This is a genomic window from Rhizobium acaciae (assembly GCF_025941625.1).
GTDB lineage: Bacteria > Pseudomonadota > Alphaproteobacteria > Rhizobiales > Rhizobiaceae > Rhizobium > Rhizobium acaciae.
The window spans coordinates 165,818-178,361 of record NZ_JAPCZO010000007.1; the positions used below are offsets into that span (position 1 = coordinate 165,818).

The 12,544-nt window shown below is 60.3% G+C and carries 12 protein-coding genes; 11 read left to right on the forward strand and 1 reads right to left on the reverse strand.

Going from position 1 to position 12,544, the window contains the following annotated elements; all coding sequences use genetic code 11:
* Positions 1–87 precede the first annotated feature (87 nt).
* From OLZ32_RS13445 to OLZ32_RS13470, 6 genes are read left to right on the forward strand one after another with little or no spacing between them, the layout of a single operon-like run.
* Positions 88–1,101 (forward strand): ABC transporter ATP-binding protein, encoded by a 1,014-nt coding sequence (locus OLZ32_RS13445; RefSeq protein ID WP_264421274.1) that lies wholly within the window; start codon positions 88–90, stop codon positions 1,099–1,101.
* Complete coding sequence (locus OLZ32_RS13450; protein ID WP_264421276.1) at positions 1,098–2,042, forward strand: ABC transporter ATP-binding protein; 945 nt, start codon at positions 1,098–1,100, stop codon at positions 2,040–2,042. The genes OLZ32_RS13445 and OLZ32_RS13450 overlap by 4 nt, the downstream gene beginning before the upstream one ends.
* 4 nt (positions 2,043–2,046) lie before the next feature.
* A complete protein-coding gene (locus OLZ32_RS13455) occupies positions 2,047–3,000 on the forward strand; it encodes an ABC transporter permease (RefSeq protein WP_003539103.1) in 954 nt (317 codons plus the stop codon).
* Complete coding sequence (locus OLZ32_RS13460) at positions 2,997–3,947, forward strand: ABC transporter permease (RefSeq protein ID WP_264421278.1); 951 nt, start codon at positions 2,997–2,999, stop codon at positions 3,945–3,947. Before OLZ32_RS13455 ends, OLZ32_RS13460 begins: the two co-directional genes overlap by 4 nt.
* 33 nt (positions 3,948–3,980) lie before the next feature.
* Positions 3,981–5,669 (forward strand): peptide ABC transporter substrate-binding protein, encoded by a 1,689-nt coding sequence (locus tag OLZ32_RS13465; RefSeq protein WP_264421280.1) that lies wholly within the window; start codon positions 3,981–3,983, stop codon positions 5,667–5,669.
* A gap of 51 nt (positions 5,670–5,720) precedes the next feature.
* On the forward strand, positions 5,721–6,704 hold the full coding sequence (locus tag OLZ32_RS13470) for a D-2-hydroxyacid dehydrogenase family protein (RefSeq protein ID WP_264421282.1): 984 nt from the start codon (positions 5,721–5,723) through the stop codon (positions 6,702–6,704).
* Between the two features lie 68 nt (positions 6,705–6,772).
* Here OLZ32_RS13470 and OLZ32_RS13475 read toward each other — a convergent pair whose 3' ends face one another.
* Positions 6,773–7,684, reverse strand: a complete 912-nt coding sequence (locus OLZ32_RS13475) for a LysR family transcriptional regulator (protein WP_003539110.1) — start codon at positions 7,682–7,684, stop codon at positions 6,773–6,775.
* A 119-nt stretch (positions 7,685–7,803) separates the two neighbouring features.
* Between OLZ32_RS13475 and OLZ32_RS13480 the strand changes: the two genes are divergently transcribed.
* The 5 genes from OLZ32_RS13480 to OLZ32_RS13500 are packed head-to-tail and all read left to right on the forward strand — an operon-like array spanning position 7,804 to position 12,538.
* Entirely contained in the window at positions 7,804–8,007 is a 204-nt protein-coding gene (locus OLZ32_RS13480; protein ID WP_264421284.1) for a rubredoxin, read from the forward strand.
* Between the two features lie 25 nt (positions 8,008–8,032).
* On the forward strand, positions 8,033–9,244 hold the full coding sequence (locus OLZ32_RS13485; RefSeq protein ID WP_264421287.1) for an NAD(P)/FAD-dependent oxidoreductase: 1,212 nt from the start codon (positions 8,033–8,035) through the stop codon (positions 9,242–9,244).
* A gap of 52 nt (positions 9,245–9,296) precedes the next feature.
* Positions 9,297–10,037, forward strand: coding sequence for a hypothetical protein (locus OLZ32_RS13490; protein WP_264395655.1), 741 nt, complete (start codon positions 9,297–9,299; stop codon positions 10,035–10,037).
* Positions 10,038–10,059: 22 nt separating this feature from the next.
* Positions 10,060–10,791: a transporter substrate-binding domain-containing protein gene (locus tag OLZ32_RS13495; protein WP_264421289.1), complete on the forward strand. Its 732-nt coding sequence runs from the start codon at positions 10,060–10,062 to the stop codon at positions 10,789–10,791.
* A 58-nt stretch (positions 10,792–10,849) separates the two neighbouring features.
* Entirely contained in the window at positions 10,850–12,538 is a 1,689-nt protein-coding gene (locus OLZ32_RS13500; protein WP_264421291.1) for a carboxylesterase family protein, read from the forward strand.
* Positions 12,539–12,544: the final 6 nt, after the last annotated feature.

Sequence of the window (12,544 nt, forward strand, 5' to 3'; positions counted from 1 at the left end):
TGCTGCGGTGGAGGCCGCGGTAGGCAACACATGCGAATAGAAGAACTGTGCCTGTAAGCGGCCAGACATTCGAAAGGGAGGTGACGAATGCTGCATGTCAACGGCGCTGTCGTTGGTGACGGAGCTGCGTCGACCGCCGTAAGCTCCACGCCCTTGCTTGATGTCCGGGATCTGAAAGTCTCCTTTCCAGGTCCGCAAGGCGCTGTGGAGATCGTGCGAGGTCTGAGCTACAGCATCGCGCGCGGCAAAACCTTGGGAATCGTCGGCGAAAGTGGCTGCGGTAAGACAATGACGTCGCTTGCTCTTCTCGGAGTTGTTGCCGGCGGCGGCAGGGTCGAGGGCATCATCGATTTCAACGGCCGAGATCTGGCAAAGTTTACCCAGCGCCAATGGCAGCAGGTCCGCGGCCGTGAGATCGCGATGATCTTTCAGGAGCCGATGACTGCCATGAATCCGGTGATGCCGGTCGGACGGCAGATCGCCGAGGTTCTCGTCAAGCATGAGAAGCTCCGCAAGGGTGCAGCGCATGGCCGCGCGGTCGATCTGCTTGCGCAGGTCGGCATCCCGTCACCGGCTCGGCGCGCGGAAGACTATCCGCATCAGCTCTCCGGCGGCATGCGGCAGCGTGCGATGATCGCGATGGCGCTAGCCTGTCGCCCGCAGTTGTTGATCGCCGACGAGCCGACGACCGCGCTCGACGTCACGATCCAGGCGCAGATACTCGATCTTATGTTGACGCTGCAGGACGACGCCCAGATGTCGATCCAGTTCATCAGCCACAACCTTGCTGTCATATCGGAGATCGCGGACTCCATCATGGTGATGTATGCCGGCACGGCCGTTGAATATGCGCCTGCCGACGAGCTCTTCGCCAATCCGCTTCATCCCTACACCCAGGGACTGATTCAGACGCTTCCGGATCCCGACAGGCGGGTAGAGCGTCTCTACGTCATTCCTGGGCGCGTCACGTCTGAGATAACGACGGGTTGCCGTTTTGCCAGGCGCTGTCCTTTTGCAGACGACGGCTGCCGACAGATCGAGCCTGATCTTCTCGAAGTCGCTCCCGGCCATAAGGTCGCCTGCCACAAGGTTAAGCCATGACCGAACTCCTGAATCTCGATCATATCAATGTCGACATTCCGATCGGCGGCGGTTTCCTAAAACCAGCGGCCTGGTTGCAGGCGGTCAATGACGTATCGCTGAGCGTCTTGAGGGGTGAAACACTCGCGCTTGTCGGCGAAAGCGGCAGCGGCAAGTCGACGCTTGGATATGTCGTCGCCGGATTGCGCAAGCAGACCGCTGGGACCGTGACGTTCAACAGCGCCAGGCCGGGCGGCGAAGGACACACGCCGGTGCAAGTCATCTTTCAGGACCCGTTTTCCGCGCTCGATCCGCGAATGGTGGTCGGAGAGATCGTTGCAGAGCCACTGAGGCTGAAGGGCGTCCCGGCCGACAAGCGGCAAGCCAGGGCAGTCGAAGTCCTAGGACAGGTCGGCCTGCCGCCGGAAGCGGCGCGCCGCTATCCTCATCAGTTCTCCGGCGGCCAGCGCCAAAGGATTGCGATCGCGCGCGCTCTGATCGCCGAACCGGAAATGATCGTCGCCGACGAGCCGCTTTCCGCCCTTGATGTCTCGATCCAGAGCCAGGTGCTCAACCTGCTCGATGATATCAAGAAGCAGCATGGCATCAGCTATCTGTTCATCAGCCACGATCTCGGCGTCGTGCGGCACCTCGCGGACCGTGTTGCCGTTCTCTATCTCGGGCGGTTGATGGAGGTGGCCGACTCGGAGGATCTCTTCCAGACACCCAGCCATCCCTATACCCAAGCCCTGCTGGCGGCCGTTCCACGCATCGGTCGGGGGCGACGGAAGAAGGAGCAGATCCTTCGGGGCGAGATCCCTTCGCCCTTGGCCCCACCCTCAGGCTGCGCGTTTCATACCCGTTGCCCAAAGGCGCAGGATATCTGCAAGAGCGAAAGACCTGCGCTTCTGCCCGCACCTGGCCGGCCCACGCAACTTTCCGCCTGTCATTTCAAGGATTGAGCCGATGTTGAGATATACGATTTCACGTCTCCTCCAGGCAGTCCTCGTCACTCTTGTGATGTCGCTTCTGCTGTTCGTCCTGATCGGGCTCATGCCTGGCGACCCTGTCGAGACCATGCTGGAGGGCAATCCGTCGCTGACGCCGGAGACGATGGCGCAGATGCGGGCGCTCTACGGAATGGATCAGCCGCTCTTTGCCCGCTATGGTCACTGGCTTTACTCCGCACTTCATGGCGACCTCGGCTATTCCAGCGTCTATTTCAAGCCGGTCCTGGACGTCCTCTGGCCAGCCGTCGTTCAGACGGCAAAGCTTCTCGTCGCGACCGAAATCATCAGTATCCCGCTTGCGATGCTTCTCGGTGCGCTGGCTGCCCGCAAACCGGGCGGATGGACGGACAACGTCATCAGTCTCATCGCCTTCGCCAGCATTTCGCTGCCGGGGTTCTGGACGTCGCTCATTCTGATCATCGTATTTTCGGTCAAGCTCGGCTGGCTTCCGGCGAGCGGCACGCCCTTGATGAGCGACGCTCCGGTCGGCGAACAGATCGTCCATATGATCCTGCCGGTGGTCGTCCTGACATTCTTCCATGTCGGCCCGCTGGTGCGATATGTGAGAGCGTCGATGATCGAGACGCTCAATTCGGACTTCGTCCGGACAGCGCGGGCCAAGGGTCTTTCGGAAACGGCTGTCGTCATGCGTCACGCGCTCCGCAACGCTCTGATCCCGATGGTGACGGTGCTTGCCCTCGGCTTCGGCTCGCTGTTTTCAGGGGCGCTCGTCGTGGAGACGATCTTCGGCATGCTTGGCATGGGCAAAGTCATCTACGACGCGATCAGCAACATCGACTTCAATCTGGCGCTCGTCGGCCTTCTGCTGGCGACCATCGTCACCCTGTTTTCAAGCCTTCTTGCCGACCTCGCCTATGCATGGCTTGACCCGAGGATTACCCTGAAATGAGCATCGCCACCGCAGATACGGCGCCGGCGGGCGCCAACTCGAATTCGGTCTGGAGCAAGCGCTGGCAGCGCTTCCGGGACAACAAGCTCGCGATGATCTCGCTGGTTTTCGTGGTCCTTCTCATGCTTTCCTGTGCCATCGCCGGGCCTATCGCCTATCTGACGGGAATAGACGCCAACGCCACCAATCTCCTGCGCCGGTTCAAGCCGCCGTCAGCGCAGCACTGGCTCGGGACAGACGACCTCGGCCGCGACGTGCTGCTGCGGCTCCTCTATGGCGGCCAAGTATCCATCGCCGTCGGTCTGCTCGCCACCTTCATTACCGGGATCATCGGCATCGGGATCGGCGTCACTGCGGGCTATATCGGCGGCAGGTTCGACAACGTGCTGATGCGGATGACGGATTGCATCATCGCTTTGCCGCTCATCCCCGTGCTGATCGTGCTCGGCGCCGTCGATCTGACGAAACTCGGCCTCAGCCAGGCTGCGGCGACGTCGCCTGCCGCCGTCTTCTTGAGGATCGTCATCATCATCGCTCTCGTCGACTGGACGACGATCGCCAGAATAGCCAGGGCCGGCACCATCACGTTGCGCGATGTCGATTACATCAGGGCAGCAAGTGTCAGCGGCGCCAAGGCTCGATATAACATTTTCGTCCACATTTTGCCGAACATCGCCACACCTCTGATCGTCGCCATGACCTTGTCGGTCGGCCGCATCATCCTGTTCGAATCCACGCTGAGCTTCCTTGGCTTTGGCATCGTTCCGCCGACGCCGACATGGGGGAACATGCTGACCAATGCGCAGCAGCTCATCATCTCGGCCCCGATGCTTGCCGTCTATCCGGGCCTGCTGATCTTCACCACGGTAATGGCGGTCAATTTCGTCGGCGATGGCGTTCGCTTGGCCTTCGATCCTCGCTCGGAGACGAGCAAGGGATCGCACTGAAGAAAACAAAAACAGAGTCTGATGGAGGATAAAATGACATCTGCAGGGAAGAGACTAAAATCGTTCGTCACCGTGGCACTTGCCACGGCTGCGCTGACCTCGCTGTCGAGTGCCGGCGCTGTGGCTCAGGCAAAGGATCAATTGGTCGTCGGACAGTTGCAGTTCCTGACGAATTTCCATCCGCTGGTTCAAGTCAACAATACCAAGCGCCTCGTCATCAACTATTCCCTCCGACCGATAACGGCATTCGACGAGAACGTCGTCAATCACTGCATCCTTTGCGAAACGCTGCCGACGATCGACAACGGTCTTGCCAAGATCGTCGATCTTCCCGATGGCAAGAAGGGAATGAAGGTCACGTTCAAGCTCAGGGAGGGGCTTGCCTGGGGAGACGGTGCCCCGGTTACCTCGAAGGACATCGAGTTCACCTGGAAAATGGCGCGCGATCCCAAGATCGGCTTCTCCAACTACAATTCCTGGACGCGGGCATCCGCGCTGGAGATCGTCGACGAGCGAACCGTCGTGCTGACGATCCCGCAGATCATTTCGAGCTATAATTCCTGGGACCAGGTCATTCCGGAGCATCTGGAAGGTCCGGTCTATGCGGCCAATCCAACGCTCGACGCCTATGTCAAGCAATCGCTCTACAATCTGCAGCCGACCAATCCCGGCCTTTGGAACGGCTCGTTCCTGCTCAGCGACTATCAGATCGGAACACGCATCGTGTTTACGCCCAATCCGAAGTGGCCGGGAGACAAGCCCCATCTGCAGCGGATAATCCTGAGCTATCGCGACAACTCGTCTTCGTTGCTTCAGAATCTGCTCGCCGGATCGGTCGATGCGGTCCCCGTCAGCCCAGGCGGAATCAGCTTCTCGCAGATGCTCGATCTCAAGAACCAGCAGCCTGACAAGTTCACCTACCATCTTGCCTACGGAACGAACGTCGAGCGCATCGCTATCAATTTCGACAATCCGATCCTCAAGGATAAGGCGGTGCGCCAGGCCATCCTCTACGCAATCGACCGCCAGGCGATAAGCGACGAACTGTTCGGAGGGCTGCAGCCCGTCGCCAACGGCATCCTGAGCAGCGAGAATGCCTATTATAACAAGGACATGACGCTCTACTCATATGACGCTGAGAAGTCTAAAGAGCTGCTCGAAAGCGCTGGCTGGAAAGCCGGCAATGACGGCATCTGTGTCAATGACAAAGGCGAGCGCCTTTCGCTGGAGCTTGTCTCCACTGCGGGCAATCAGACCAGAGAGCAGATTGCCCAGGTCATCCAGAGCCAGTTGAAGGATGTCTGCATCGAGATCACCAACAACTTCGTGCCCCTGCAGGAATTCAACGGTGAGATGGCGCGCAAGCGGAAGTTCAAAGCTTTGATGATGTCCTCGATCGACTTTTCTCCATCCGTTTCGCCGCGGATCGCGCTCGGATCCGATGCCATTCCGGGTCCAAAAAACAATGGCGTCGGCAACAATTTCTCGGCCTATGCAAATCCGGAGATGGACAAGGCCATATCCGAGCTCGAGGCGGCGCTCGATCCGGAGACGGCAAAGCAGAAATGGGCGGCGGTCCAGAAAATCTTTGCCGACGATCTGCCGATGTTACCGCTCTATTTCTACCCGCGCGCCTACGTCACCGTCACCGACCTTACGAACTTCCGGCAGGGAACGCTCGACCCGTTGCAGATCTGGTCGGAGGAATGGCAGCGGCAATAAGCAGGGGAGTTCAAGCCAAGCTGTTCGACGATCATTTGCGCGGGGGTCTCTATGAAACCGAACATCGCCATTCTTGACGATTATCTGGGTATTTCTCAGGAGGTCGCCGATTGGGAGGGATTGAAATCCCGCGCCAATGTCGTCGTCTTCGAGCGTCCGTTGGCACTGCCGGACGAGGCCGCGCGCGAGCTCGCCGAATTCGACATAATCTGCACGCTCCGTGAGAGGATGCCGATTTCAGGGGAGTTGATTTGCCGGCTGTCGCGCCTGAAGTACATCGTCGTCACCGGCAAGCGCTACGATACGGTGGACATCGCGACAGCCGCGAGCCGCGGCGTCCTCGTCTCGAATACTCCCGTCAGCGGGGCCGGCGCCGGCGGCGTTGCCGAACTCGTCTGGGGGCTGATCTTGTCGGCAACGCGACATATCGCTTCGGAGGATCGCATCATGCGCAGCGGCGGCTGGCAGACCCGGGCCGGGATGACGGTGGGAGGCAAGGTCCTTGGCATTCTTGGCCTCGGCGGCCTCGGCAGAAGGGTCGCGGAGATCGGCAAGGTGTTCGGCATGGAGCTGCAGGCCTGGAGCCAGAACATGACGGCGGAGCAGGCGGCGGCAGCCGGTGCCCGTCTGGTATCGAAGCAAGAGCTCTTTGCCACCAGCGACGTCGTCACGATCCATCTGGCGTTGAGCGACCGAACGCGGGGCATCGTCGGCGCGACCGAATTGCAGGCGATGAAGAAGACCGCCTACCTCATCAATACCGCCCGCGGCGCCATTGTTGACGAGCCCGCGCTTATTGCCGCGTTGCGTTCGGGTTCGATCGCGGGAGCGGGGCTGGACGTCTACGAAAAAGAGCCGCTGCCAGTCGATCATCCATTCCGCAGCCTGTCGAACGTCGTGATCACCCCGCACCTTGGATATTTCACCAGGGACATGTTGGGCACCTACTACGGAGACGCGGTCCGCCTCATCGAAGCATTTTTGGATGGGCGCCCTGAGCGCGTCGTCAATATGGGCCTGGACACCGGATGCTGACGTTCCGCCGGTCTTGCCGAGAATAGCGCGTCTGCGGTTTTACCCGGAGAGCATTCCAGGGCAGGCCTTCAGGTCGGCTTGCTCCCCAGGAGATCCATGCTGAGGTCGCGCAATATGCGAAAAGCCGCTTCGTGCAGCCTGTTTGACAATCGGCGAGCCGGCTGCACCAGTTGAACCGAGAGGATCAATTCGGGTCCGACGATTTTGCGCAGTTCCAATCCATGCCGCGCGTCCGGACCCTTGGATGCCAGCGTGCGGATCGACGCCACGGTGAAGCCGTAGCCGTCCCTGACAAGATCGAACATCGTATCGAGAGGGTCCAATTCGAAGACGATATTGAGCTTCTGGCCGAGCCGTGCGAGTTCGGAATCGAGCAGGACCCTCGTGCTGTTGGGCCTGCAGGCGATCACCATCGGCACGTCGGCAATTGATTCCAGATGTACCGGCTTGTCATCTTTGAACACGCCCTGGCGGCCAATGAGATAGAGGTTCTCCTCGACGAGGTCGTGGATTTCCAACATCGGCGACGATGGAGCGTCGTACATGATCGCCATGTCGAGACGGCCGGACAGGATCCATTCCTGAAGCTGGTTCGATCGTCCGTGGACGAGCATTACCTGAGCGTCCGACAATTCCTCTCTCAGCTTGCGGATGAGCGCGGTCGCGATTGCTGTCGAGATCGTGGCGGGCAAACCTATTCCGACCTTCCCGGATTTCCCTGTTCGAGAATTCTCGATGTCCTCATAGGTGCGCTCGATCTGCCGAAGAATGCCACGCGCATTGTCGAGCAGACGTTCGCCTGCCTCGGTGAGCTCGACGCCTCGTCCATTGCGAAGCAGGAGCCGTTCCTTCAACTCCGTCTCCAGGTTTCGGACCTGTCGGCTCAGTGCGGGCTGGGCGATGTGCAGGAAAGCCGATGCGCGGCTGAAGCTTCCGAGTTCCGCCACGCGGACGAAATAAGCAAGTTGCCGGATGTCCATGTCATCTTCTCCCTGAGATATGCCGAAATGCTATGACTGATAGTATGGCAGAACATCTGGAGATACCAAGATCCTTGAGGTAGCCTCGCTCAAATTCGAGTTTGTGGGAGGAAAAGCAAATGGTTCCGTCCGCGGAGGTCGCCGACCTGAGCGGCTTCAAGGTGTGGCAGTGCGTCCTGTGCGCGTATGTCTACGACGAGGCGCTTGGAGATCCGGATGGCGGCGTGCCGCCGGGCACCCGCTGGGAAGACGTGCCCGACGATTGGATGTGTCCGGAGTGCGGCGCTCGAAAGAGCGAGTTCGACATGGCGGTCGTCGGATGACGGCGATCGGATCGGTGAACCCCTGATGTCTGATATCTTGATCATTGGTGCGTCCCATTCCGGGGTCGCCGTCGCGGCCGCATTGCGTAGCGCCAAATATGACGGCTCCATCATGTTGGTGACGCAGGAGAACGTCCTTCCCTACCATCGTCCGCCGCTCTCGAAAGAAGCGCTGTCGAAGGACGACTATGCTCTGACGCCGCTCCGCCCGGAGACCTTCTACGCCTCGAACCGGATCGACCTCGTTCGGGCTGTGAAGATCGTCGCGCTGAATGTGGCGGAAAGCTATGCGCTCTCCGAGGATGGAAGGCGCTTTTCCTACGGGCGCCTGATCCTCGCCTGTGGGGCCGAACCCCGTCGTCTGCCCACGTCTGTGGATGCCGACGGCGTCGCCCACACCCTGCGCACGCATGACGATCTGATCGGATTGAAGGCACGCCTTGCCGGCGCCAAGTCGGTCGCGATCATCGGCGGCGGATTGATCGGCATGGAAATCGCCGCAATGGCTTTGGCAAAGGGGCTCGACGTCACGGTCATCGAGGCCGGTTCGAGGCTGATGGAGCGGACGGTCAGCAAGTCGATCGCCAATTACGTGCTCGACCGGCATCTGAACCAGGGGCTTCATGTTCGCTTCGGCGCCACGGTCACGACGATCGCCCGCGACGGTGGCCGGGGTATCGATCTGGTCACCTTAGGCGACGGCGAGCAGATCGAGGCTGATATTGTCGTCGTGGCGATCGGGGCGGCGCCCCACGAAAAATTGGCGCGCGACGCGGGCCTTGAGGTGAACAACGGCATTCTCGTTTCGGAGATCGGGCGTTCATCGCACCCGGCCGTCTATGCGGTTGGCGATTGCTCCGCTTGGTACGATCCGGTGCTTGGACGCCACGTCCGAAACGAAGCGGTCAATCCCGGGCAGGATCAGGCGAAGATCGTTGCTGCGGCAATCACCGGGGCGGCACCGCCGCCCAAACGTCTGCCGCGCTATTGGTCGCATCAGGCCGCCATCCAGATCCAGATGTCGGGCGAGGTGAACGGCGCCGACATGGAAGCTGTGCTGAACGCGCCGGCCAGCGGAGCATTTTCGGTTCTGGGCTTCAAGCGCGATCGTCTCGTTGCCGTCCAGACGATCAACGCCCCGCAGCAGTTCGGCAAGTTGCACGAGATGATCGGGATGGACCAGGGCGCGCTTGCCGCGGCACTCGATGTCGAATTTCCGCCACCCCATCACCATTGAAGCGCATCACCATTAAAGCAAATCGGCGCGACGGCCCAAGGAGGATCAATCGATGCAAACTGCGTCCTACACCGAAAAAGAACCGACCCGTTTTCGCCGCGGCCAATCCTGGAAGATCAACATGTTCGGCAAGAACTCGGACATTGCCGCCCCAGATCCACAGGCCTTCCGGCTCGATTTGAACGCTCATCAAAAGCTCGACTCGCATTTCCACATCGTCGATCAGTTCCAGGTCTTCATCGCCGGAAGCGGCACGATCGGCCGTGACGAAGTGCGTCTCGTTACCGTGCATTATGCCGACCATCACACCGGCTATGGCCCGCTGATCGCCAGCGAACAGGGACTGTCATACCTGACTTTGCGCAGCAAGACCGATGCCGGGCTCGTCTACCTGACGACGCCGAATGTTCGCGAAAAGCTTAAACCCACCAAACGACGTCATCGCACGTCGGGTGCAGTGGCGCTGTCGATCGAGCCGGTTCTGCGCAATCGCACCGAGTTGACCGTCGACACCGTCATCGACGAGCAGCCGGATGATGATGGCATGAACTGCAAAGTGTTCCGGCTGGGACCGACAATGGCGGTGCAGACGCCCGATCCGAGCGGCAGCGGCGGCCAGTACCTGATCGTGCTGAACGGCAGTCTCATTCATGAGGGCCGCACCTATGAGCCCTTCTCGCTGATCTTCGTGCGGTTCGACGATCCTGCGCCGGCCATCACGGCTGGCGAGGATGGGCTGGAGCTGATGATCACGCAGTTCCCGACCCAAGATGAGTGGATGAAATCCATTTAGTCCCGGAAGAGAGGAGAAAACCGTGACCGATTTTGACCTCGAGGCGATCCGCAGCGAGATCGCTCCTTCCGGAACGCTGGTCTGCGCCCTCAATCACGGAAATGTCGTGCTGGTTCGGCGCGGCCCGACGGACGAGACGCCGACGGGCGTGTCGGTGGACCTCGCACGGTCGCTTGCAGAGAAACTCTCGCTCCCGATCCGCTTTCGCCATTATGACAAAGCCGGCGATGTGTCCGCAAGTGTCGGCGCGGGGGAATGGGACGTGTGTTTCCTCGCAATCGATCCGCAGCGAGCCGAGCGCATTGCCTATAGCGACCCTTACGTCCAGATCGAAGGGGCATTTCTGATACGCCGCGCTGCGGGGCCATTGGGCCTGAAGGACGTGGAACGGCTGCGACTGAAAATCGGCGCCGTCAAGGGAAGTGCCTACGAACTCTTTCTTTCGAGGCATGGCGGAGCCGGCGAACTGATCCGTTTCGACAGTTTTCCGGAAGCGGTCGCTGCTTTGACGGCCGGGGATATCGATGGTCTGGCGGGCGTACGGCAGGCCATGTCGATCGTTGCTCGCGACAAGCCCGACGTCGCGGTGATGCAGGAGCCGTTCATGGCCATTCCTCAGGCCGTTGGCATCAGTGCGGATCGCCCTGCCGCAGCCGCGTTCACGCGCGTTTTCGTCCAGGAGCAGAAGGCGAGCGGTTTCGTTCGCCTGTCTCTGGTGCTGAGCGGACACACCGATGTCGTCGTGCCGCCCTGATTGGCACCTGCTGTTCCACGCGGCGATAGAGCAATCAACCTAGGAGGAAGGCATGCGAATGAGTGGGAAGTTCAAGGCTGTCGTCGGCAAAGGCAGAACGGGTGCTGTCGTCCTGATGGCAAGCCTGTTGCTGAGCGCGGCAAACAATGCGGACGCGACCGACGGAGCAGCGCCAATCCTGCAGGCGACTGTCACCGGAGGCCGGGTCGAGGGCGTGCCGAGCGACACACCCGGCGTTACCCAATTCCTCGGCATTCCATTCGCCGGCAATGTCGGTGGGGAAAACCGCTGGAAGCCGGCGCCGCCGGTCAAGCCATGGGATGGTGTTCTGACGGCTGACAAGTGGGGCGACCAGATGCTCCAGAACCCGAACAGTCTCGGCCGGGCGCCGATCAGTGACAACGGCTTGAACCTTGCTGTCTGGACCCCGGCCCACAGCACCGGCGATCGGCTCCCCGTCTATATGCTTATACACGGCGGCGCCAACCGCCTGGGTTCAAGCGAGATGAAAGACCTCTACGCGGCGCAACTGGCCGCGCAGGGCGTGGTCGTCGTCTCGGTGCAATATCGCCTTGGAGCGATGGGCTGGCTGTCGCTGCCGGAGATGGACAAGGACAGTGGCAAGGGCCCGAAAGGCAATTTCGGGGTCCTCGATCTCGTCGATGCTCTTCACTGGATCCAAAAGAACGCGGAGGCGTTTGGAGGGGATCCGAAGACCGTGACGATCGGCGGGCAATCTGCGGGTGGCGAAAACACGGTTGCGCTGCTCCGGACGCCGCTGGCAAAGGGTCTCTATAAGCGCGCATTCATTCAATCGAGCTTCACCGGCTTCCTGCCGGGGAAGGTTGTCGACTTCGCCAAGAAGTCTGAGCAAAACCAGGATGCGGTCAACAAGCTCTTCGGCAAGCAGGTGACGCTTGCCGACCTTCGGGCGATCGACAGCAAGACCTGGCTGGAGAATTGGCAGGGCGGAAAGGAAACGCTCTACGGTGCAATGACAGGCGCCGTCGCGACGAACCAGTTCTATACCATCGACGACTATGTGTTCACCAAGGAGTCGGTAAACCTGCTTCAGCCGGGCGATTTCGACGATCTGGATATCATCATCGGTCAGACGGCGGATGAATATACCGGACTGCGGCCGAACGACCTGAAAATGACCGAGGACGAGCAGCATGAGGCGATGCTGGCGGCGATCCGACCGCACCAGGCGGGAAACGTCGACGAGGCCGTCTTTCCGCTCTACGAAACCAACGACCCGGCGGAAGCCTATCGATTGTCGCTACGGATGTTGAACGACTACATGTTCGAATATGTGCGCCTCGGGGCGGAATTCACCAAAGCCCACAGCAACGCCAACGTCTATCTCTACTATTGGGACCACTGGCCGCCGGGCAAGGATCAGGGCTTTCGTCGCGCTTGGCATGCGGGAGACAACTGGTACTTCAACGGCTCGCTGCGCCCCGGCAACAGTGACCAGCTTCCATGGACGGACCCGGATTTCGCGATGCGCGACATGGCCATTACCTATCTCGCAAACTTCATCAAGACCGGCGATCCGAACGGCAACAGCGTTCCGCACTGGGGGCAGGTGACCCCTCAGTCAGACGGCCAGTTCATTCGGTTCCATGAGGGGGAAGCTGCCATGCGGACCTCGACGCTCTACCCAAGCCGTGACGCCTATCTGCGGAAAAAGATTCTGGAGGGTATCGGCATGACGGAGAGGGATATCGCTGAAAAACCCTGATCGCCG